This is a genomic window from Paraburkholderia strydomiana, from assembly GCF_046030495.1.
Classification (GTDB): Bacteria; Pseudomonadota; Gammaproteobacteria; order Burkholderiales; family Burkholderiaceae; genus Paraburkholderia; species Paraburkholderia strydomiana_A.
In genome coordinates, this window is the sequence record NZ_JAQQCJ010000014.1 from 159,280 (window position 1) to 179,492 (window position 20,213).

The window sequence follows — 20,213 nt, forward strand, 5'->3', positions numbered from 1 at the left end:
CTCCTGCACGAATCCACGTTGCCACTGTGTCAGGCTGCGGCGCACGCAGATTGATCTGGATCAGTTCGAATCGAATGGAGAAGAGCGCTTCTTATGGCGCAGGCCTGTCGCTCCCGTTTGGGGCCGCCGGTAAGCGGTGATCCGTTGGCCAGTCCGCGACGGCGGCGCACGGATCGATCGCTGCATCGTCCACGGCGCCGGGCAAATCGACCGTTTGAGCGTAGAGCGGCACTTCGCAGCGCCAGTGATAAGTCTCTTCGATGTGGCGGCGCATCGCATCCGCGGCGGCCGGTTCGCCGTGCGTGACGAACGTGCGCTGCGGCGGATCGGGTATCGAGCGCAACCACGACAGCACCTCGCCGTAGTCCGCGTGGGCCGACAACGACGAGAGGCTCACGACCGATGCGCGCACCCGCACATAGTCGCCGTGAATCTTGATGGTCGGCGCGCCGGCGGCCAGCGCGGCGCCGCGCGTGCCCGCCGCCTGATAGCCGACCAGCGCGATCGTGTTGCGATGATCGGGAGCAAAGGCTTTCAGGTGGTGCACGACCCGGCCGCCGGTCGCCATGCCGCTGCCCGCGATGATGACCATGGGTCCATGCCGGCCCAGAATTGCCTTGGATTCGTCGACGGTGCGAACCATCTGTGCGGCGTGGCTGATCGCATTGGCTTGAGCCGTGCTCAGCCGATGTTCGCCGACGTGATGCTGGTAAAGCTGGGTGACGCTCGTCGCCATCGGGCTGTCGAGAAAAACAGGCACATTGGCCATCCGGCCGGTGGCTTTCAATTGTGCGATGTAGTGAAGGATCGATTGCGCGCGTCCCACCGCGAAACACGGAATCACGACGATGCCGCCGCGCCGGAAAGTGCTCGCAAAAACTTCCGCCAGTTCGGTGGCGGGATCGGCTTTCTCGTGAAGCCGGTCGCCGTAGGTGGATTCGACGACCAGGTAATCGGCATGCGCCAGCGGCATCGGCGCGCGCATGATGGGGTCCTCCGGCCGGCCGAGGTCGCCCGAGAAGGCAATGACCTTGCCTTCGACGCACAACACCACGCTCGCGGCGCCGAGAATGTGCCCCGCAGGCAGCAGGCGGAAACACCCATGGTCGTTCAATTTTTTAGGCACATCGAAATCGCGCGGGTCGAGCAACTCAAGTGCATTCTCGGCATCTTCCAGCGTGTAAAGCGGCAGCGCTGGATGATGTTTCGACAGGCCGTGACGGTTCGCATAGGCCGCTTCCTCTTCCTGCAGTCTGGCGCTGTCGCGCAGCATGATCTGGCAGAGGTCGCGGGTGCCGCGCGTGCAGTAGACCGGTCCGCGATAGCCCATTCGAACGAGCACGGGTAGATAGCCGCTGTGATCGAGATGCGCGTGAGTCAGAATCACGGCGTCCAGCTTGCCGACATCGATCGGCGACGGGTTCCAGTTGCGTAGACGCAGATTCTTCGTGCCCTGAAACAACCCGCAGTCGATCAGCACCCGCAGCCCCGCACCTTCCAGCAGATATCTCGAACCAGTGACGGTTTCCGCCGCGCCAAGAAAAGTCAGCTTCATCACGCGTACCTCGCAGTCATGAGTGGCCGTACACGGTCCGGGAGCCCCCTCAATGCCTCGGCGGTTGCGCTGACGCATTGGAAAGCGCTTGCGCGAAGCGTCGGAACGCGTTGAGCGAACCGGCGACGCTCTGATACTTCTCGCGGCCGATCTGGCCGTCGAGCGTGATCAGCATGCCTGCCTCGCGGGCAAGCGCGAGAATCCGGTTCAAATCGTCGCCGGTGTCGAGTGCATCGCGCAGCTGGCCACCAGTGGACATCGTCTGAGCGGAGAAAGCGGCGTCGGACATGATGATCTCCTGTTTACATGGGCAGAGGGGGGCGGCTGTGTTTCTGGCGGCACGGATGTTTCGATTGCTGCTTCCGATGAGTTAAGTAAAGGCCATCGAACGGCCCGTATAAATCAGGTGACGCTGAGACACCGGTAGGTATTCCGGCGTCGGTGTCAGCATTTCCCTACACGATGGCGCGCGAAGGGAAATTCGGGAAAATTGGCAGCGCCCGGAATCCGCTCATCACGATGGAGGATGATTTAGGTCAAATCCTCTGCAACGTCCCGCCCGTACTTTCTAAAAGAGGCGAATGGCTTGCGACGGCACTTCGCGCCGTTGAACGTGAAGCGGGCAGGGTCGATATGAAAAACTCGGGGATGGCAGCCGTTGCGCTGCTGACGATCATCGTGGCTGGCTGCAGTACCGAAGCGCGGATTGCGTCACACCGCGACACTGAAATCGCGCTTGAAAAAGCGCGTGACCTGGCATACGTGGACTGTTCCGCTCGCGTCGATTGTGGCCAGTTATGGAAACGCACCCGACTGTACGTGGCGCAGCGCTCCGTGACGCCGATCCGCCATGCGGACGACACGACGATCGAAACCGCCGAGCCGCACCAGTTCGGCGCCGTCTACGTGTGGGCGACGCGGACCAGCGACGCCAGCGGCATGTCGACCATCCGGATCAAGGGGATCTGCCGGGGTATGTATCGCACGGACGGCACTCCCGGCTGGTTGTACGGAACGTGTGCTGAACAGATTCGCGCGGTCGAAACGGATTTTCGCCCGTTCATCGGCGCGCCATCATGATGACGGTGTCGAGATGAAGGAGAGCCTGCGTGTTGCGGGTCTTGCCGGGGTCGACGCCCACGACGGTGCACGCGCCGTGCAGGCGTGGCAATGGATGCAGTGGGCGCTGTTCGCCTTCAGTCTGCTCGCCATTCCGGCGTTCTATTTCGAACTGGCCGCCGCATCCGGACTTCATCCGGCGGGGCGTGCGCTGTATGCCTGCATGTTCACCGGATTCGGGACGGTCCTTGCCCGCGTTGCCTGTCTGAGCCACAAGCCGCAACGGTTTCTCGCGCGCAATGGCTACGATGTGTTGATTACAGCGGGCGCGGTAGCCAGCGTGGCGTGGGGGATATCGCCGTGGTCGTCGGTCGAATGGGTGTTACGCATCCTGTTCGTGGGGCTCGTTGCGGTGCGTATCGTCGTGTCGCTGCGCAGCTTCTTCTCGCCCGGGCGCCTGTTGCCGCTGCTTGTGACAGCTGCACTGCTGGTCGCGTTGGCGGGAGCGGGGTTCTACTGGCTCGAACCGGGCGTGCACACCTACGCTGAGGGTGTCTGGCTCGCATTCGAAAGCAGCGCGACAGTCGGTTATGGCGACATGGCGCCGACCACACCCGCATCGCGAGTGCTTGCCGCGTTCGTGGTGCTACTCGGCTACGGGCTGCTGTCGCTGGTGTTTGCCAGCATCGCCGCAATTTTCGTCGAACAGGAAGAGCGGATCCTGCGCCGCGAAATGCATCGCGACATCAAGGCACTACGCGCTGAGATCGCCGCGCTGAGGAAAGACGTACAGGCGCGCGGCGCCGAAGCAGGCGTGGCGGGCGCTCCGGTCGAAACGGTCAATCCGGCTGGTCCTGATCCGGGCGAATCGCACTGAGCGCGACACGTGCGACGATCCGGAATCCCTTGCCGGGCGCGCTATCGATTGTCAGAACGCCGCGCAGTTGGCGCACCCGCTCCCGCATGCCGAGCAAGCCAAACGAGCCGCGCTCGCTGGCGTCTCCCAACTCGGTGCCATGGCCATTGTCCGCGACGCAGACCGTGCAGGTATCAGCGTCGCTCGATATATCGATCACCACTTCGCTGGCGTGCGCATGTCGGGCCACGTTCGTCAGCGCTTCCTGCACGATGCGGAAAAGAGCAGTGGCCGCGAACGACGTGACGCCCGTGTCGTCGATGCCAACGTGCAGCCTCGTGGCCACCTTGAAGCGATGCGTAAAATCGTCTACCAGCCACTCGAGCGCCGCGGATAGACCGAGATCGTCCAGCAGGGGCGGCCGCAAGTTGGCCGCGATGCGGCGCAGCGAGGCCATCATGCTGTCGATCTGGGCTTGCAGGTCATGCGTGGCGGCAAGCCCCGCGGGGGCCTCGCTGCTCGCCGCGAGCCGCGGCTCCAGTGCGGCGACACCCATCTTGAGCGCGGTGAGCTGCTGGCCGAGATCGTCATGCAACTCGCGGGCAATGTGCCTTTGCTCGTCTTCGCGCGTGAGCTGCATCTGCGTCGACAACTCAATGGCGTGCTCGAGTTCGGCGAGCCGCATGCGCTCGGTCATGTCGCGGGTTATCTTGGCAAAACCGAGCAAGGCGCCGGACGGGTCGTGCACCGCCGTGATCGTCACGTCCGCCCAGAAACGGGAGCCGTCGCGCCGCACGCGCCAGCCCTGGTCTTCCACGCGGCCCTGCGCGCTCGCTTGCGCCAGTTCGCGGCCAGGCTTGTCGGTTGCGATGTCCTCCGGCGTATAGAAGATCGAGAAATGACGGCCGATTATTTCATCGGGCGCGTAGCCCTTTATCTTGCACGCGCCGCCGTTCCAGCTTGCGACGTGTCCCGTCGAATCGAGCATGAAGATCGCATAGTCCTGCACCGCGTCGATCAGCAATTGATAGCGGTCCTCCAACGGTACGTCGGAACCGTTCGCCGCTCCTGCATTACGTTTTGCATCGTTCCAGTTAAAAATCACCTGTATCTCCGACAAAGGGCGTGAAACGCGAACGATCGGTTCAATGCAGGGTAACGCAGAGACACGCCAGTTTACGCCGAATGATGCAGTTTCTGCCGCCTTTGTTCAGCGTTACGCCGAATGATGCGTGTCTGCCGCCTTTGTTCAGCGCGCTTCACGCCGCTTACCACCGCCGCGAACATATGGCGGCGCGGCTCGCGCGGACAGCGCAACGCGCCCGGGTTCGTGGCGGGCCATCTGGCGCTTGACCCAGGTCAACCGGAATCTCGCCGCTGCGTCTACATTGGTCGCACCGCTGCTGCACCTCCCCGTTCGCCGCAGCTTCTCACTTCGCGTATGCGGCCCGCTTCATCACGTCAGGAGATCCCATCATGACAGGCAAACCCGTCACACCCTTCGATCTGTACCGCGCGAACCTTACGTTTGTGCTGCAAATGCTGAGTTTCGGCCTCGAAGCCCGACAGCAGGCCTGCGAATTCGAAACACAGCGCATCCGGCGTGACGTGGCGGCAGTGGACGGTATTCGCACTGCGGCGCTGGCCGCTCACGACCTGAGCAAGCTCACGGCCTCTTGCAATACCGTGGCGCGCGACTACACAGCGACGACGGCCAACCTGTGGCAGCAAACAATGAGTTCCGCCGTGCGGCTGCAAAGCGCGTGCAGTGAGGGCCTGCGCGAGGCGCTGGCGACCTGGCAATCAGCCTGCGGCGGCCCATGGCCCATGCAGGCCCCGAGCAGTCCGGCCATGCTGCTGTGGCAGGAGTGGCTGCAGCGCATTCGGAGCACGGCGGCGCAGACGCCTTACCGGCCAACGGGCGGCGGTGACGCAAGCGAGGATACTGCGGCCGGACCGGCGAATTCGACGCGGCCGCCATCCTCCAGCGGCTACGACCAGCAGGGGGGTCGTCATGTCGGCTAAACGGGTTGCGTTCGTCACCGGCGGCATGGGAGGTTTGGGCGCCGCGATCAGCCGGCGTCTTCACGATGCGGGCATGGTGGTTGCCATGTCGCATTCCGAGCGCAACGATCACGTTGCGACCTGGCTCACGCATGAACGCGATGCCGGCCGGCATTTCGTCGCGTTTGAGGCCGACGTGTCCAGCTTCGATTCCTGCGCGCAATGCGCCGGGCGTGTGCTGGCCGAGTTCGGGACGGTGGACGTTCTGGTGAACAACGCAGGCATCACCCGCGACTCGACCTTCGCAAAGATGAGCAAGGAAGAGTGGGACAGGGTGCTGCGCACCGACCTGGATTCCATGTTCAACATGACCAAGCCGCTGCTTGGCGGGATGCTCGAACAGGGGTTCGGGCGGGTCGTCAATATCAGCTCGGTGAACGGCGCGCGCGGAGCGTTCGGGCAGACCAATTACGCTGCAGCGAAGGCCGGCATTCACGGCTTCACGATGTCGCTCGCGCTGGAGGTGGCCAGACACGGCGTGACCGTCAACTCGGTCTCGCCTGGCTACCTGGCCACGGCGATGACCGCAGACGTCCCGCAGGAGGTGATGGAAACGAAAATCCTGCCGCAGATTCCGGTGGGCCGTTTAGGCCAACCAGACGAGGTCGCAGCCCTCGTGGCCTTTCTTTGCTCGGACGACGCCGGCTTCGTCACCGGCGCGGATTTCGCCATCAACGGTGGCATGCGCATGCGATGAAAAACGACAATTTGGCGAGCGTCACACAATTTCCGGGCAAGGAAGCGGCCTTGCGCGCAACGCACGCTGCGCGATCGCCGGACGAATGCCCACCGCCGGGCACGGATGGCGCTTACGACCAGCTGGACCGTGCCATGCACGCCGCGATCACCAACCTCACGGCCGGACTTTCGCCGGCGGCGCTGTGGCTCGCCGCCCAGGACTGGTTCATCCATCTTGCCATTTCGCCAGGCAAAGGATTGGCGTTGACATCGCACATTTTGCAAGCGCTTACGTCGTGGGCAACGTCGACGGTGATTGGCCCGGCCGTGCTGGACGAAGCGGATTTGCCTGAAGCGGCATCGACGGCGTCGCCTCTATCGCAGGGAGATCCGCGCTTTGCCGCAGCGGTCTGGAACCAATGGCCATTCAGCCAGTACCGCGACGGGTTTCTGGAAATCCAGCAGTGGTGGCACGTGGCGACAACTGATGTATCGGGGGTGCAAGCACATCACGCCCAGATCGTGGAATTTTTCGCACGGCAATGGCTCGATGCCTGCTCGCCCGCCAATTTCGTGCTGACCAACCCGGCTGTGCTGGAAACCGCGTTCCGTACGGGCGGCGCGAACTTCATCGCCGGCGCGAATCATTGGAATGCCGATCTGGAGGAACTCAACCGTCGGCTGCGCGGCGCACCGTGTGTGGCGCGCGGCCCCTTTACGCCGGGCAATGAAGTCGCAATCACGTCCGGTAAGGTGGTCTGGCGCAATGCGTTCTGCGAACTGCTTCAGTATGCGCCGTCGACCCCACGAAGTGCCCGGGAGCCGCTGCTGATTGTGCCCTCGTGGATCATGAAGTACTACATTCTCGATCTTCAGCCGCACAACTCGCTGATCCGCTATCTGGTTGGCGAGGGTTATACGGTGTTCGCGATATCCTGGCGTAATCCGGGCGCGGAATTCCGCAACGCGAGACTGAACGACTATTTGTCGCGCGGCCTGCTGGCGGCGCTCGCCGAAGTCCGAAAGCGTTGCGACGATTCCCCGGTGCATGCGATCGGCTATTGTCTGGGCGGCACGCTGCTGACGATCGCCGCCGCCGCGCTCGCGCGCGACGGTCATGGCGCTCTGTTACGCAGTATCACGCTGCTCGCCGCGCAGACCGACTTCGGCGAACCCGGCGAACTGGGCCTGTTTATCGATGAAAGCGCGCTGGCGGCACTCGATGCGCTGATGTGGAAGCAAGGATTTCTCGACGGAGAGCAGATGGCCGCGGCGTTCCAGTTGCTCAACGCGCGAGACCTGATCTGGTCACGCTCGATGAGCGAATATCTTTTCGGCCGCCGTTCGAAACCCAGTGATCTGATGGCATGGAATGCGGACACCACCCGCATGCCGTACCGGATGCATAGCGAGTACCTGCGGGGGCTGTTCCTGAACAATGACCTGGCGGCGGGGCGCTACTGCGTGGATGGCAAGCCGGTTGCGCTGTCGGACATCGAGACGCCGATGTTCGTGGTTGGCACCGAGCGCGACCATGTATCGCCCTGGCGTTCGGTGTACAAACTGCATCTGCTCACGCACAACCCGCTGACCTTCGTTCTGACTTCTGGGGGGCACAACGCCGGTATCGTGTCCGAACCCGGTCATCCAGGGCGGCACTATCGCTGCGCAAGCCGCGCAGCGGACGCCGCCTATCGCAGCCGGCATGTATTTCTGGAAAGTGCCGAAGTGATCGACGGATCGTGGTGGCCATGCCTGTCGCGCTGGCTGCGCGGGCAGTCGAGCGGCGACATCGATGCGCGCACGATTGGCCACAGTCTTGCCGACGCACCAGGAACCTATGTTCTCGAACCGTGATCCACGTTATTCCGACGTTATTCCGGCTCGCAGCTGGAAGTGACCGCTAGCCGCTAGCCGGTAGCCGCATAGCGGCGCGGAGAAGGCCGCCGTCGGAGCGCCATCCTGTCGCTCCAGTACGCGGCGCTATCCGTGCGCCACTTCCGGCGCCGTGGCTGCTCGCGGCTCGCATAGCCGTCGCAGCAACTTTCGCCAGTAACCCATATGGCCAAAATTGGCGAGCGGCACTTCCGTATCGAAGCTCACCGTTTGCTGCATTTCTTCGGCGGAAAGCGGTTCCTCGTTTGCCAGTTGCCGGATCAGCACGAGCGGCCCCGCATCGGACGCCGCCTGAGACGCGGCGGCACGCGCCTGCACCCGCAGCTTGAGTTGATGCGCGCGCGCATGGAAATCGAGTAACAGCACCGGCACCGCCAGCGAGCGCGCGAGCGCGATGAAGCGGCTACGATGCAGGCTCTTTAAAAAGCTGGCGTCGACCAGTGCAGGATAGCCGGCCAGCAGCACCTGTTGCGCCAGTTGCTGCAGCACATCGTAATGCTGATCGATCGAGTGAGGCGAGTAGGCCGCCGCCGGCAGAGGCCGGGGATCGACGGGGACGAAGGGGCGGGCGCGTTTGCGCTCGACGTCGCTCGACAGCCGCACGGCGCCGATCAGACTCGCGAGCGCTTCGCTCGCCACCGATTTGCCCGATCCGCTGTAGCCGTGGCACAGCAGCAGGCAGGGCCGCTGCGGAGCGATCATGCGCTCCACCACCTTCAGGTATGGCGCGGCCTGCGCAAAGCGGTCATCGCAACGATGAGCGCGCGCTTTCAACAATGCCACGAGGGAGCGCACTAGCGCACGGTAGACCATGTAGTAGCGCAGCGCGGGCAGCGCGGAGAAATCGCCGGTACGTTGCAGCCAGCCGTTGAGCAGGCGCGCCGCGAGATCCGGCCGGCCGTGCGCGTGCAGATCCATCAGGGGGAAGCTCAGGTCGCTGGCGACATCGACCCAGCGCAACGCAGCGTCGAATTCGATGCAATCGAGCATGAGCACGCGCTTACCGCGGCGCACGATGTTATCCAGGTGCAGGTCGCCATGGCATTCGCGTACAAGGCCGCCCGCGCGGCGCGCATCGAAATGGCCTGCGAGACGCTTGCCTTCGCCGTCACACCAGGCGGCGATTCGCTCGGGAAGCCGCGTACCGGCTTCGCGTTCGAGCGCCTGCAGCACAGCTTGCATCTGCTGCTGAACAAACGGTGCTGTGCCGAAGACGCTGCGCGGCGGTGTGCGTGGTGCGCGCCGATGAAATGAGGCGAGCTGCCCCGCGAGTGCATCGATCTCCGCAAAACCGAGTTCGCCGCGCGCGTGCAGCGCTATGAAACTCTCCTGCGCATCGAAGCGTCGCATCCGGACGGCGTGCTCGGTCATACGGCCCGTCCCCCCGATCCGGTACACGCGGCCCCTGCGCGCAATCATCGCGACGCCGCAATAGAGTTCGCGCGCGAACCGCTGGTTTAGTCCGAACTCGGCAGCGCATGCGCGTTCGCGCGCGTCGGCGCGGGTGAAATCCACGAAACCGGGATTGACGCGCTTCTTGAGTTTGTACGCGTAGCGCCCCGCCAGGTAGACCACGGACAGGTGCGTTTCGATACGGCGGATCCGGCCCGCCGGGTGGCGGTACGTGCAGGGACGCTGCATGGCGCGATCGAGCGCACGCCAGCCGCGCTGCGCGAGCCGTTCGCTTTGCCGTGCGTGAGTGGGCAGATGCGGCGCGGGTGCCGGGTGGTCGGCCATGGTCGTCTCCATCGGGAAATCCAGGTCTCAGGATAGAGGCGCAGCGCCGGAGTCATTTGACCGAAATCATGCTTTCTGAAGCATCGGTGTGCGATGCGGGTCGCTTGATACATGTCAATCGGTGCGGCGCCGATGAGCCTAAAGTCAGTGATACAGCGTGTTTGATGCGATCAGCGAACGGCGTGCATCGAAGCACACTGGGATGCGCCGGTCACGGCCTGCAGCTTATGCGTCAAGCAGGGCGGGACAAGGCATGCAACGAGAGTTCGTATCCGTAATGTCATTGACTATTTCAGGAGCAGGACAATGAGCAACTTGACCCGATTTGATCCGTTTGCACTTGAGCCCATGTCGGAACTCTTCCAGGGATTGTTCCGGCCGCTACGCGGCGCGGGCGGCGAAGCGCCGCTCTCCGACATCAAGGTCGACGTGACCGAAAACGATAGCGCCTACACCGTGAAGGCTGAACTGCCAGGTGTCGAGAAGAAGGATATCGACGTGAAGATCGACGGCAACCTCGTTTCGATCAGCGCGAAAGTCGAACGGAATCAGGAAACCAGGGAAGGCGAGCGCGTGCTTCGCCGGGAGCGGTATACCGGCGCGGTCAGCCGTGCATTCTCACTGGCGAGCGAAGTCGATGAAAGCGCTGCGGCGGCCGAGTACAAGGACGGTGTGCTCTCGCTGACGCTGCCGAAGAAGGCGACATCCGAGCGCAAGCGCCTGCAGATCAACTGATCCCGCGTCGCCTGGCGCAAAGCAGGCTTCGTGCGTCATGCGACGCCGCATCACGGTATGCAACCGAGGAGCACGCAATGAAGTCGGACATGGAATTGAAACGGCAGGTCGAAGAAGAGCTTGAGTGGGATCCGTCGGTCGACGCCACGGACATCGGTGTCGAGGTGCATGATCGCGTCGTGACGCTATCGGGCCATCTGGTGAGCTACGCCGAGAAGCTCGCAGCGGAAAAAGCTGCGCAGCGGGTGGCGGGGGTGAAGGCCGTCGTCGTGGAAATGGACGTTCGGCTGCTGCATACGGACGTGAGAACCGACGAGGAGATCGCCAACGCGGTTCGCGCCATTATTCGCTGGACGGTCGGGTTGAGCGAAGAGGCGGTCAAGGTGCAGGTCGAGAAAGGCTGGGTGACGTTGCGCGGCGAGGTTGACTGGGCTTATCAAAGCCATATCGCTAACCGCACAATCTCCAGCATGCGCGGCGTGCTAGGGGTCTCCAACCTCATCGAGGTAGGCGGCGATGCGGCGGCGCTGGATATCGGCGAGCAGATCGGCAAGGCGCTGCAACGACACGCCGAACGCGAAGCGAAGCGCATCGGCGTCAAGGTGCACGAGGGAACGGTCACGCTGACGGGCACCGTCGATTCGCTGGCGGAGCGCTCGGCCGTGCGCGGCGTGGCATGGTCGGCGCCGGGTGTACGCGCGGTTGTCGACAATCTGTCGGTGGGATAGGCACGCTTGCTTGCGGCGGCAGGCGCCGCCGCGCGTGGCGCATCGACGACGCATCTTAAGAAGCAAGGAGCGACTCATGACGATTTCGGGCAACGTGGGCGACGCCGACTGGTCGGTCGCCGCAACGACACATCGCACAGAGGGCGGTTTCGACTGCCATATCCAGTTGAGCCATCGCCAGCGCGAGGGAATGTTCAGGCACGCGTTCATGCACAGCAGTATCTTTCCCACTGAACGCGAAGCCGTACTGGCTGGCTTGCGCGAAGGGATGGACTGGATCCAGCTCAAGATGTCGAACACATTGTCGGTTCAGCCGCCGGAATGTCCTGCCGAGCCTAAGTGATGCGTGTGAGCGGTGGCTGGTTCCGCCCTGATCCATCCCTCGCTTTGCCTTCGTGCGCCCATCTTGACTTGCCGTGGTTCACCTCCGAACGATCCATCCGTACTGCGGGTGAAGAGAGAACGCGAGCCGGGCAGGCGCTCGCGTCCCCCTTAGCTTGTCGAACCTGCCGTTGCGGCACGCGGTCACGGTGGATAAACCGGCGTGTTCACGCGTCGGCCCTCGAGATGATCCATGTCAAACGAGTGCTTCGCGCGCGGGCTTAATCTCAAACTACACGAGGACCCGCCGACGCCCGGATACCGATGGCCGCAGCGGCGAATCCTCCGAATCGAAGGACCCTAACTTTTCAGGAGGCTTACCATGCGCGCATCCGATGTCATGACCAGCAACGTGATATCAGTTACACCCGACATGACCGTTCGTGAGGTCGCCAGAATCTTTGTCGACAACGGCATCAGCGGCGCGCCGGTTCTCGATGCCGACGGGCGAGTCGTCGGGATGATCAGCGAGGGCGATCTGCTTCGCCGCAGCGAAATCGGCACCGACGAGCGCACGCGAGCCTCGTGGCTCGATCTGTGGAGCGCGAGCCATGAAGCACGCGACTACATCAAGACCCATGCGGTGAAGGTACGTGATGTCATGAGCACCGACGTGGTGACCGTCGAGCCCGACACGCCGCTCGGCAAGGTGGCCGGCATGCTCGAAACACGGCGCATCAAACGCGTACCCGTGACGCAAGCGGGGCGGCTCGTGGGCATTCTGAGCCGCGCTAATCTCGTGCAGGCGCTCGCGAGCGTGCCGGACGAGCCGGCGACGGACGTTTCGCTCCCGGACGCCGAGATTCGCGCGATGCTGATGGGTGAACTGGCAGGGCATAAGTGGAGCTTCGCGGGACGCAATATTGTCGTCACCGACGGCGTCGTGCACCTGTGGGGCGTTTTCCAGTCAATGGAGGCCGTCGATGCGGTTCGTGTGGCAGCGGAGAACATCCCCGGCGTGAAGCGCGTGGAGGATCATACGGAGCCCTATCAAATGATGCCCGGCATTTAGCGGGTGGCGAACAGAGCCCTTCGGCAATCGACACATGGGAGGCATGATGGCTCAGATTTTTTCCGGGCAATGGCCTGGTACGGTAGGGGATGGCTTTAACACCCTGTTCGGCGTGACCACCCGGTACTTCGACGCTTTTGAACGGCTGAGCGCGTTGAATTTGCAGGCAATCCGGTTCGGACTCGCTGAAAGCCAGGAGACCCTTGCCCGCCTGTGTGCTGCAAAAAGCCTGCCGGAAATGCTTTCTCTGCCGACCTTGCTCGCCCCGGCGGAATTCGCCCAGACGCTGTCGTACAACCGCCAGTTCTTCGAGATCGTGTCTGATCTTCAGCGGGGTTGCGCGCTTCAGGCGCCGCTCGACGCGGCCGGGGAGCGGCGTCAAGCGGACAACCTGCCTGGCGGCCTGGCCGCCCGGTCGCGCGTGCCCTGCGATGTTCCGGCAACGCCGCAGACCTCTGCGACGAGCGCAGGCGCACACGCGTCACCCGCGACAACGACAACCGAACGCGAGATCGGGCAGGCAGAGAAGCCGGCGATCCTGCCAATGCGTACAGAGTAGCGGTCTCGCGCTGCCAGTCCGGTCGGCGTTCGTTGCTGGGGAAGGTGTCGAAAATGAATCGGCCAGGCGCCTTCTGACGGCCTTCGCGGTTGTTTTTCGATAAGTGCTGAGGTTACCCAACGAGGCCGGCCCGTCGATCTGCATCGTTCGGTTTTGAGGTCGGCTTCGCGTTCGGAGCGATTGGCCACCAATGGGGCGGCCGGCCTGTTCCAACTCGGCATTGCCCGGCCGGATCTCTCAAACAGTTGATCAAAATCACTTCGCCGACGCGTTCCGACGATATCTTTTCGACTGGTCATGAGCGGCCGTGGGAGGCCTGAGTATGTCGACTCGCCCAGCAGCAGCTTTTCCGGTCAGCCCATCGAGCGCGCGCGACGGACACGTTGTCGCCGTGCGGGGTGCGATCGTCGATGTCAGGTTCGGCGGGGACTCGCTCCCCTCGATTGGCGACGCACTCCTCGTCGTGCCCGACGATCTCGCGCCGGTGCTTGCCGAAGTGCAGGCGCACCTGAGCGAAACCGCGGTGCGCGCGCTGGCATTGCAGGGCACCGCTGGCTTGCGGCGCGGCACCCGCGTGCAGGCGCGCGGCGGCCCCATCGACGCGCCGGTCGGCGACGCCGTGCTCGGCAGGTTGATCGACGTGACGGGCGCGACGTGTGACGATGGACCGGCACTGCCGTCCGAGATCGAGCGTCGGCCGATTCACCGCGCAGCGCCGCCACTCGCCACGCAGAAAGGTACGACGGCGCTGTTCTCCACGGGCATCAAGGTGATCGATCTGCTTGCGCCGCTCGCCCAGGGGGGCAAGGCCGCCATGTTCGGCGGCGCCGGCGTCGGCAAGACCGTGCTGGTCATGGAGCTGATACACGCAATGGTCGAGCGTTATGAAGGAATCTCGGTGTTCGCCGGTGTCGGCGAACGCTCGCGCGAAGGCCACGAGATGCTGCTCGACATGCGGACCTCGGGTGTGCTCGCACGCACCGTGCTGGTCTACGGACAGATGAACGAACCGCCCGGCGCACGCTGGCGCGTGCCTTTCACCGCGTTGACGATCGCCGAATATTTCCGCGACGAACGCCGGCAAAACGTCCTGTTGCTGATGGATAACGTGTTTCGCTACGTCCAGGCGGGCGCCGAAGTGTCGGGGCTGCTGGGACGCATGCCGTCGAAAGTCGGTTACCAGCCCACGCTGGCAAGCGAGGTCGCGGGTTTGCAGGAACGCATCGTCTCCGTGGGTGGTGTGGCGGTCACGGCGATCGAGGCGGTGTACGTGCCGGCTGACGATTTCACCGATCCCGCCGTGACCGCGATCGCAGCGCATCTGGACAGCATGGTCGTGCTGTCCCGCGCGATGGCGGCCGAAGGCATGTATCCCGCGGTCGACCCGATCGCGTCGTCGTCGATCCTGCTCGACCCGCTGGTGGTGGGCGAAGAACACGCCGCGGTGGCAACGGAAGTGCGCCGGATCATCGAGCACTACCGCGAGTTGCAGGATGTGATCTCGTTGCTGGGCATCGAAGAACTCGGCGCGGCCGACCGCGCACTGGTAGGACGCGCGCGGCGGCTGCAGCGCTTTCTCACCCAGCCCTTCGCGGTCACCGAGGCTTTCACGGGCGAGGCGGGCCGCTCGGTCGCGCTCGCCGACACGATTGCCGGCTGTCGGGCGATTCTCGCGGGCGAGTGCGATACGTGGCAGGAGAGCTCGCTGTACATGATCGGTGCGCTCGATGAGGGCCGGCGCAAAGAAGAGGCCGCCGAGCACCGCGCCGCCACCACGACCGGGGAGCAGGTGGCATGAGCAAGGGCGCTTTGAGGCTGACCATCGCGACGCCGCCGCAGGTGTGGTTCGACGGCGTGGAAATCGTTTCCTTGCGCGCGGAAGACCCCACCGGTTCGTTCGGCGTCCGAAGCGGCCATGCCGACTTCGTCACGCTACTGACGTCGTCCATCGTCCGCTGGACGGGAGCGGACAACGTGCCACGCTACTGCGCGGTGAGTGGCGGCGTGCTGCTGGTTCTGGGCGGCGCGACGGTGTCCATCGCTTGCCGCGAAGCGATTCCGGGCGAATCGCTGGAAGGGCTCGAGGCAATCGTTCGACACCGCCATGCCGACGAAAGCGATGCAGCGCGGCGCGCCCGTATCGATCAGATGCGGCTCCATGCGCGCGCGGTGCGCCAGATGTTGCGCTACTTGCGGCCGCGCGCCGGCACCGATGGCGCGAATCCCACCGCTGCGGGAGCGTCGCTGCAATGAACAGCCCCCGACACGACGAGCGTCATCCCCATGACGACGGGCTGGCCGACGCGGCCCAGCAGGCTGCGCGGCGGGCGGCGCGCGGGCGCGAGGAGCCGGAGCCGTCGCTCGGCAGCCGGCTCGGTCAGATCGGCATTCTTGGATGGGCCATCGTCGTGCCGACCCTGCTGGGACTGGCACTGGGCCACTGGCTCGACCGCATGTTCGGTACGCGGGTATTTTTTTCGGCGCCGCTTCTGATGGTGGGTGCGGCGTTCGGTTTCTGGTCCGCCTGGAAGTGGATGCATCGGCAACAGGGAGCACACCATGATTAGTGCGTTGACAGGGCCGCCGCCGTCGCTAGCCGCCCAGTTCGCGATTGGACTCGCGGCTGGCATTGTCGTCGGCGCGTGGCATTTCGTTTCGTTGAACTGGAACTGGCCGTTGTTCGCCAACGGCAAAACAGCGGCGGCGCTGGCGTTGCAGTGCACGCGGATCGCGCTGACCTGCTCATGTCTTCTGATCCTCGCGCGCGTCGGCGCGCTGGCGCTGCTCGCCGGCATGGCGGGCGTGCTGCTGGCGCGCAGGCTCGCCATGCTGCGTTATGGAGGCCTGCCATGACCGAGTCACCACTGACGACTACGCCGGTTCTGCAACTCGGCCCGCTTCCGATCACCGGACCCGTGCTGGTCACCTGGGCGATCATGGCTGTCGTCGCTGTCGCGGCGATCCTGCTGAGCCGAAGTCTCACGCTCGCGCCTGGTAAATGGCAAACCGCGCTCGAGTTGCTCGTCGACACGATCGACCAGCAGATTCGCGACACAATGCAAGCGGAGGCCGCGCCCTATCGCGCGCTGATCGGCTCGCTGTTTGTCTTCGTATTGATTGCAAACTGGTGCGCCCTGATACCAGGCGTTACGCCACCCACCGCTCACCTCGAAACCGACGCCGCGCTCGCGTTGATCGTGCTGGGCGCTACTGTCTTCTACGGCATTCGCAGCCGGGGTGCCACGGGCTATCTCGCGTCGTTCGCCCAGCCGAGCTGGGTGATGATTCCGCTGAATGTCGTCGAGCAGATCACACGGACGTTCTCACTGGTCGTGCGTCTGTTCGGCAACGTCATGAGCGGGGTATTCGTGATCGGCATCCTGCTGTCGCTCGCGGGCCTGCTCGTGCCGATTCCGCTGATGGCGCTCGATCTGCTGACGGGCGCCGTGCAGGCCTACATCTTCGCTGTTCTCGCGATGGTCTTCATCGGCGCCGCGATCGGCGATCCCCACCATGCCGCCGTCAAAAAGGGCGAAGCCTCATGAATAATCTCGTCGAAATCGTCAGTATCGCTGCGGCCGCGCTTGCGGTCTCGTTTGGCGCGATCGGGCCCGCACTCGCCGAAGGCCGCGCGGTCGCCGCGGCGATGGATGCGATCGCGCGTCAGCCGGATTCGGCAGGCACTGTCTCGCGCACGCTCTTCGTCGGACTGGCCATGATCGAGACGATGGCGATCTATTGCCTCGTGATCGCCTTGCTGTTGCTGTTTGCCAATCCGTTTGCGAAATAGGCGGACGCCATGCGGATCGACTGGTGGACGCTCGCGCTGCAGACAATCAATGCGTTGGTGTTGATCTGGCTGCTCGCGCACTTTCTGTTCCGTCCGGTGGCGGGCATCATCGCGGATCGGCAGAAAGTGGCTCGGGCCCTGATCGCCGATGCCGAGGCGGCAAAGCTCGCGGCCGTGCAAGAGCGCGACACGGCAGCCCGCGAAACCCAGCAGCTTCTTGCTGAGCGCGGCGAAGCGTTGAAGGCGGTCGCCGTCGAGGCGGCAGCACAAAGGCAGGCGCTTTTGCGCGTTGCGCAAGGCGACGCGGACGCCGTGCGCGCGGCGTCCGCCAGCCAGGCCGCAAGTGCGCGCATCGACCAGGACAAACTCGCGGCCGAACGGGCTTGCCTGCTTGCCGTCGATATCGCCGCGAGGCTGCTCGACCGGCTGCCTGGAAACGCACGCGTGAACGGCTTCATCGACGGGATCGCCGCGGGCGTCGCACAACTCCCGGAGCCTGCTCGGGCGGCGCTGGGCGCTGACGGCGCGGCGCCGGTCCTGGCCGCGCCGCGAGCGTTGAGCCCACAGGAACAGGAACGCTGCCGCACGATGCTGACGACGTGCCTGAAGCGGGATGTGTCCGTCAACTTCGAAGTGGATCCGCAACTGATTGCCGGCCTCGAACTGCGATCGCCGCACGCGCTGGTGCGCAACAGCTTCGGTGCGGAACTCGCCCGGATCAAGGAGGCGCTGCTCCATGACGGCCATGCTTCCGGCTGACTCAGCTGACGACGTCTGGCTCGCCGCGCGGCGCGAGACGCTGTCCCGCACGGCGGGCGCACCTTATGCCGACACGCGGGGCCGGGTGGAACGCGTCGGAGACGATATCGCGTTCGTCTCGGGACTGGCCGACGCGGCGCTCAACGAGCTGCTGCGCTTCGAAAGCGGCGCGAGCGGCTTCGTGCACACCCTGGAAGCCGACCTCATGAGCGTGGTGCTGCTGGACGACGACGCCACGGTCGAAGCCGGCGCATCGGTCACGCGCACCGGCGCGGTGATCGAGGTGCCGGTCGGCGAGGGCCTGCTGGGCCGCGTGATCGATCCGCTCGGCCGGCCGCTCGATCGCGACGAACCGGTCTCCGAGGCGACGCGCATGCCGGTGGAAAGAGCGGCGCCGCCCATCGTCGCACGCGATCTGGTCAGCGAGCCTGTCGAAACCGGCGTGCTGATCGTCGACGCACTTTTTGCCATCGGTCGCGGACAACGGGAACTGATCATCGGCGATCGGGCAACGGGCAAGACCGCATTGGCTCTCGATGCCATCGTCAACCAGAAGCACACTGACATGATCTGTGTCTATGTCGCAATCGGGCAGCGCTCGACTGCCGTGCAACGGGCGATCGACGCCGTGCGCCGCTATGGCGCCCCCGAGCGGTGCGTGTTCGTGGTGGCGGCTGCAGCTTCGGCGGCCGGACTCCAATGGATCGCGCCGTTCGCAGGGGTCACGATCGCCGAATACTTTCGCGACCGGGGGCAGCACGCGCTGGTCGTCATCGACGACCTCACCAAACACGCCGCGACCCACCGCGAGTTGGCGCTGCTGACGCGGGAGCCGCCCGGTCGCGAAGCGTATCCCGGCGACATCTTCTATGTTCACGCGCGTTTGCTGGAGCGCGCGGCGAAACTGTCGGCGAAGCTGGGAGGCGGTTCGTTGACTGCATTGCCGATTGCGGAAACCGACATGGGCAATCTGTCCGCGTATATCCCGACCAATCTGATTTCGATCACGGACGGCCAGATCGTGCTGGACGCCGCGCTATTCGCGGCCAATCAGCGCCCAGCCGTGGATGTCGGGCTGAGTGTAAGCCGCGTCGGGGGCAAGGCGCAGCATCCGGCCCTGCGCAGCGTGTCAGGCCGTTTGCGGCTCGACTACGCACAATTTCTCGAACTGGAAATGTTCAGCCGCTTCGGCGGCCTCACGGATGTGCACGTCGCCGGCAAGATCGCCCGCGGAGAGCGTATCCGGGCATTGATCGCGCAACCGCGGTTCAGCGCACTGCGCACTGTCAACGAAATCGCACTGCTTGCGGCACTGGAGGAGGGCGTGTTCGACGCCGTGCCACCGGCTATCGCGGCCCAGGCTCGCACCCAGCTCGCCGGCCAACAGGCGGACGGGCGCAGCGAAGCCGTCGGTGCGAACGCGGCGTTCGACTCCGATGCCCAGATGGCGCTCGTCACCGAGGTACGCGCGATGGTGCAGCAGCTGTCCCTGGAAGCGACGGATGACCCCGCCCGCAAGGGGAACGAACCATGAGCGGCAAACTCGCCGAGATCGAAATGCGCAGCGCCACCGCGCGCCAGCTGGACGCCGTGATCGGTGCGATGCGCGGCATTGCGGCAGCCCGCTCACGCGAAGCGCAACGGCGGCTGCCCGGCATCCGTTCATCGGCCGCGACGGTGGGGGCCGCGATCGGCGCCGTCCTCTCGCATGGCCGAGGCGAGGATGCGTCCACGACCGCGCCGGATCACGGTGCCCGGATCGTGATTGCGCTGTGCTCGGAGCAGGGCTTTGTCGGCTCGTTCAACGAGCGCATTCTCGACTATGCGCGAACCTGTCTCGAGCGCACGCCGTGCGAACTTCTGCTCGTCGGCACGCGCGGCGAGATGGTGGCCAACGAACGTCGTCTCCCGTTCGTCTGGCGTTCACCTTCGGCTTCCCATGCCGATGACGTCTCGCCGCTGGCGAGCCGCATCACGGATGCGCTGTACGCTCGGCTGGCAAATCGTGCGGCACACCACGTTTCAGTCGTGCATGCGGTCCCCTGCGCTGCATCCTCGAATGAGCTGGTCGAGCACAGCCTGATCCCATTTGATTTCTCGCGTTTTCAGGCGGTCGATCACGCGCAGCCGCCCTTGCTCAACTTGCCCGCCGACAATCTGCTTACGGGGCTGGTGGAAGCTTATGTGTTCGTCGAAATTTGCGAGGCGCTCATGCTCTCGTTCGCAGCGGAAAATGAAGCAAGGGTACGCGCGATGCTGGCCGCGCGAGCGAATGTGAGGGACACGCTCGACGAACTGACGCAAAGCTATCGCCGCGTCCGTCAGGACGAAATCACCGCCGATATCGCGGAACTGGCGACAGCGGGTATGCAGGCGATCTAGTGTGAGGGCGGCGGGCATGGGA

General features: G+C 64.4%; 23 protein-coding genes. 19 read left to right on the plus strand and 4 right to left on the minus strand.

The window, feature by feature from the left end; all coding sequences use genetic code 11:
* Window positions 1-91 precede the first annotated feature (91 nt).
* Together PQQ53_RS19945 and PQQ53_RS19950 are read right to left on the minus strand one after the other, a co-directional pair.
* Entirely contained in the window at window positions 92-1,555 is a 1,464-nt protein-coding gene (locus PQQ53_RS19945; protein ID WP_408325559.1) for an MBL fold metallo-hydrolase RNA specificity domain-containing protein, read from the minus strand.
* Window positions 1,556-1,604: 49 nt separating this feature from the next.
* A complete protein-coding gene (locus tag PQQ53_RS19950; RefSeq protein ID WP_408325562.1) occupies window positions 1,605-1,844 on the minus strand; it encodes a hypothetical protein in 240 nt (79 codons plus the stop codon).
* 152 nt (window positions 1,845-1,996) lie between these two features.
* Here PQQ53_RS19950 and PQQ53_RS19955 point away from each other — a divergent pair, with 152 nt between their 5' ends.
* Window positions 1,997-2,635, plus strand: a complete 639-nt coding sequence (locus PQQ53_RS19955; protein WP_408325565.1) for a hypothetical protein — start codon at window positions 1,997-1,999, stop codon at window positions 2,633-2,635.
* A gap of 13 nt (window positions 2,636-2,648) precedes the next feature.
* Window positions 2,649-3,491, plus strand: coding sequence for a potassium channel family protein (locus PQQ53_RS19960; protein ID WP_408325568.1), 843 nt, complete (start codon window positions 2,649-2,651; stop codon window positions 3,489-3,491).
* Here PQQ53_RS19960 and PQQ53_RS19965 read toward each other — a convergent pair.
* Entirely contained in the window at window positions 3,454-4,575 is a 1,122-nt protein-coding gene (locus PQQ53_RS19965) for a PAS domain-containing sensor histidine kinase (RefSeq protein ID WP_408325571.1), read from the minus strand. The two genes, PQQ53_RS19960 and PQQ53_RS19965, sit on opposite strands and share 38 nt — an antisense overlap.
* Before the next feature lie 371 nt (window positions 4,576-4,946).
* Between PQQ53_RS19965 and PQQ53_RS19970 the strand changes: the two genes are divergently transcribed.
* From PQQ53_RS19970 to PQQ53_RS19980, 3 genes are read left to right on the plus strand one after another with little or no spacing between them, the layout of a single operon-like run.
* Window positions 4,947-5,495: a hypothetical protein gene (locus tag PQQ53_RS19970; RefSeq protein WP_408325574.1), complete on the plus strand. Its 549-nt coding sequence runs from the start codon at window positions 4,947-4,949 to the stop codon at window positions 5,493-5,495.
* Window positions 5,485-6,231: a beta-ketoacyl-ACP reductase gene (locus PQQ53_RS19975; RefSeq protein WP_408325577.1), complete on the plus strand. Its 747-nt coding sequence runs from the start codon at window positions 5,485-5,487 to the stop codon at window positions 6,229-6,231. The genes PQQ53_RS19970 and PQQ53_RS19975 overlap by 11 nt, the downstream gene beginning before the upstream one ends.
* Window positions 6,228-8,069, plus strand: a complete 1,842-nt coding sequence (locus tag PQQ53_RS19980) for a PHA/PHB synthase family protein (protein ID WP_408325580.1) — start codon at window positions 6,228-6,230, stop codon at window positions 8,067-8,069. The genes PQQ53_RS19975 and PQQ53_RS19980 overlap by 4 nt, the downstream gene beginning before the upstream one ends.
* Window positions 8,070-8,195: 126 nt before the next feature.
* On the opposite strand, the gene PQQ53_RS19985 is transcribed toward PQQ53_RS19980, so the two are convergent.
* Complete coding sequence (locus PQQ53_RS19985; RefSeq protein ID WP_408325583.1) at window positions 8,196-9,845, minus strand: bifunctional aminoglycoside phosphotransferase/ATP-binding protein; 1,650 nt, start codon at window positions 9,843-9,845, stop codon at window positions 8,196-8,198.
* Between the two features lie 306 nt (window positions 9,846-10,151).
* Between PQQ53_RS19985 and PQQ53_RS19990 the strand changes: the two genes are divergently transcribed.
* The 14 genes from PQQ53_RS19990 to PQQ53_RS20055 all read left to right on the plus strand — a co-directional run bounded on the left by PQQ53_RS19990 (window position 10,152) and on the right by PQQ53_RS20055 (window position 20,191).
* Entirely contained in the window at window positions 10,152-10,580 is a 429-nt protein-coding gene (locus PQQ53_RS19990) for an Hsp20/alpha crystallin family protein (RefSeq protein WP_408147659.1), read from the plus strand.
* 77 nt (window positions 10,581-10,657) lie between these two features.
* On the plus strand, window positions 10,658-11,308 hold the full coding sequence (locus PQQ53_RS19995) for a BON domain-containing protein (protein ID WP_408147661.1): 651 nt from the start codon (window positions 10,658-10,660) through the stop codon (window positions 11,306-11,308).
* A gap of 76 nt (window positions 11,309-11,384) precedes the next feature.
* On the plus strand, window positions 11,385-11,651 hold the full coding sequence (locus PQQ53_RS20000; RefSeq protein WP_408147663.1) for a UDP-glucose 4-epimerase: 267 nt from the start codon (window positions 11,385-11,387) through the stop codon (window positions 11,649-11,651).
* A 360-nt stretch (window positions 11,652-12,011) separates the two neighbouring features.
* Window positions 12,012-12,701, plus strand: coding sequence for a CBS domain-containing protein (locus PQQ53_RS20005; RefSeq protein ID WP_408325586.1), 690 nt, complete (start codon window positions 12,012-12,014; stop codon window positions 12,699-12,701).
* A gap of 43 nt (window positions 12,702-12,744) precedes the next feature.
* Complete coding sequence (gene phaP, locus PQQ53_RS20010; protein WP_408325589.1) at window positions 12,745-13,260, plus strand: TIGR01841 family phasin; 516 nt, start codon at window positions 12,745-12,747, stop codon at window positions 13,258-13,260.
* 322 nt (window positions 13,261-13,582) lie between these two features.
* Window positions 13,583-15,058, plus strand: a complete 1,476-nt coding sequence (atpD, locus tag PQQ53_RS20015) for a F0F1 ATP synthase subunit beta (protein WP_408325592.1) — start codon at window positions 13,583-13,585, stop codon at window positions 15,056-15,058.
* Window positions 15,055-15,513: a F0F1 ATP synthase subunit epsilon gene (locus PQQ53_RS20020; protein WP_408325595.1), complete on the plus strand. Its 459-nt coding sequence runs from the start codon at window positions 15,055-15,057 to the stop codon at window positions 15,511-15,513. Before atpD ends, PQQ53_RS20020 begins: the two co-directional genes overlap by 4 nt.
* Window positions 15,510-15,827, plus strand: coding sequence for an AtpZ/AtpI family protein (locus tag PQQ53_RS20025; RefSeq protein ID WP_408147674.1), 318 nt, complete (start codon window positions 15,510-15,512; stop codon window positions 15,825-15,827). Before PQQ53_RS20020 ends, PQQ53_RS20025 begins: the two co-directional genes overlap by 4 nt.
* Window positions 15,820-16,113, plus strand: coding sequence for an N-ATPase subunit AtpR (locus PQQ53_RS20030; RefSeq protein ID WP_408325598.1), 294 nt, complete (start codon window positions 15,820-15,822; stop codon window positions 16,111-16,113). The genes PQQ53_RS20025 and PQQ53_RS20030 overlap by 8 nt, the downstream gene beginning before the upstream one ends.
* The gene (locus PQQ53_RS20035) at window positions 16,110-16,805 is read left to right on the plus strand and encodes a F0F1 ATP synthase subunit A (protein ID WP_408325600.1); all 696 of its coding nucleotides are present in this window, start codon (window positions 16,110-16,112) and stop codon (window positions 16,803-16,805) included. The genes PQQ53_RS20030 and PQQ53_RS20035 overlap by 4 nt, the downstream gene beginning before the upstream one ends.
* Entirely contained in the window at window positions 16,802-17,050 is a 249-nt protein-coding gene (locus tag PQQ53_RS20040; protein ID WP_408325603.1) for a F0F1 ATP synthase subunit C, read from the plus strand. The genes PQQ53_RS20035 and PQQ53_RS20040 overlap by 4 nt, the downstream gene beginning before the upstream one ends.
* Before the next feature lie 9 nt (window positions 17,051-17,059).
* A complete protein-coding gene (locus tag PQQ53_RS20045; protein WP_408325606.1) occupies window positions 17,060-17,809 on the plus strand; it encodes a F0F1 ATP synthase subunit B in 750 nt (249 codons plus the stop codon).
* A complete protein-coding gene (locus PQQ53_RS20050) occupies window positions 17,787-19,343 on the plus strand; it encodes a F0F1 ATP synthase subunit alpha (protein WP_408325609.1) in 1,557 nt (518 codons plus the stop codon). Before PQQ53_RS20045 ends, PQQ53_RS20050 begins: the two co-directional genes overlap by 23 nt.
* Entirely contained in the window at window positions 19,340-20,191 is an 852-nt protein-coding gene (locus PQQ53_RS20055; RefSeq protein ID WP_408325612.1) for a F0F1 ATP synthase subunit gamma, read from the plus strand. Before PQQ53_RS20050 ends, PQQ53_RS20055 begins: the two co-directional genes overlap by 4 nt.
* Window positions 20,192-20,213: the final 22 nt, after the last annotated feature.

Excerpts from the sequence above, each read along its gene's own strand:
- PQQ53_RS19945 (WP_408325559.1), bottom strand. The coding sequence starts at position 1,555 with ATGAAGCTGACTTTTCTTGGCGCGGCGGAAACCGTCACTGGTTCGAGA.
- PQQ53_RS19950 (WP_408325562.1), bottom strand. The coding sequence starts at position 1,844 with ATGTCCGACGCCGCTTTCTCCGCTCAGACGATGTCCACTGGTGGCCAG.
- PQQ53_RS19960 (WP_408325568.1), top strand. The coding sequence starts at position 2,649 with ATGAAGGAGAGCCTGCGTGTTGCGGGTCTTGCCGGGGTCGACGCCCAC.
- PQQ53_RS19970 (WP_408325574.1), top strand. The coding sequence starts at position 4,947 with ATGACAGGCAAACCCGTCACACCCTTCGATCTGTACCGCGCGAACCTT.
- PQQ53_RS19975 (WP_408325577.1), top strand. The coding sequence starts at position 5,485 with ATGTCGGCTAAACGGGTTGCGTTCGTCACCGGCGGCATGGGAGGTTTG.
- PQQ53_RS19980 (WP_408325580.1), top strand. The coding sequence starts at position 6,228 with ATGAAAAACGACAATTTGGCGAGCGTCACACAATTTCCGGGCAAGGAA.
- PQQ53_RS19985 (WP_408325583.1), bottom strand. The coding sequence starts at position 9,845 with ATGGCCGACCACCCGGCACCCGCGCCGCATCTGCCCACTCACGCACGG.
- PQQ53_RS19990 (WP_408147659.1), top strand. The coding sequence starts at position 10,152 with ATGAGCAACTTGACCCGATTTGATCCGTTTGCACTTGAGCCCATGTCG.
- PQQ53_RS19995 (WP_408147661.1), top strand. The coding sequence starts at position 10,658 with ATGAAGTCGGACATGGAATTGAAACGGCAGGTCGAAGAAGAGCTTGAG.
- PQQ53_RS20000 (WP_408147663.1), top strand. The coding sequence starts at position 11,385 with ATGACGATTTCGGGCAACGTGGGCGACGCCGACTGGTCGGTCGCCGCA.
- PQQ53_RS20005 (WP_408325586.1), top strand. The coding sequence starts at position 12,012 with ATGCGCGCATCCGATGTCATGACCAGCAACGTGATATCAGTTACACCC.
- phaP (WP_408325589.1), top strand. The coding sequence starts at position 12,745 with ATGATGGCTCAGATTTTTTCCGGGCAATGGCCTGGTACGGTAGGGGAT.
- atpD (WP_408325592.1), top strand. The coding sequence starts at position 13,583 with ATGTCGACTCGCCCAGCAGCAGCTTTTCCGGTCAGCCCATCGAGCGCG.
- PQQ53_RS20020 (WP_408325595.1), top strand. The coding sequence starts at position 15,055 with ATGAGCAAGGGCGCTTTGAGGCTGACCATCGCGACGCCGCCGCAGGTG.
- PQQ53_RS20025 (WP_408147674.1), top strand. The coding sequence starts at position 15,510 with ATGAACAGCCCCCGACACGACGAGCGTCATCCCCATGACGACGGGCTG.
- PQQ53_RS20030 (WP_408325598.1), top strand. The coding sequence starts at position 15,820 with ATGATTAGTGCGTTGACAGGGCCGCCGCCGTCGCTAGCCGCCCAGTTC.
- PQQ53_RS20035 (WP_408325600.1), top strand. The coding sequence starts at position 16,110 with ATGACCGAGTCACCACTGACGACTACGCCGGTTCTGCAACTCGGCCCG.
- PQQ53_RS20040 (WP_408325603.1), top strand. The coding sequence starts at position 16,802 with ATGAATAATCTCGTCGAAATCGTCAGTATCGCTGCGGCCGCGCTTGCG.
- PQQ53_RS20045 (WP_408325606.1), top strand. The coding sequence starts at position 17,060 with ATGCGGATCGACTGGTGGACGCTCGCGCTGCAGACAATCAATGCGTTG.
- PQQ53_RS20050 (WP_408325609.1), top strand. The coding sequence starts at position 17,787 with ATGACGGCCATGCTTCCGGCTGACTCAGCTGACGACGTCTGGCTCGCC.
- PQQ53_RS20055 (WP_408325612.1), top strand. The coding sequence starts at position 19,340 with ATGAGCGGCAAACTCGCCGAGATCGAAATGCGCAGCGCCACCGCGCGC.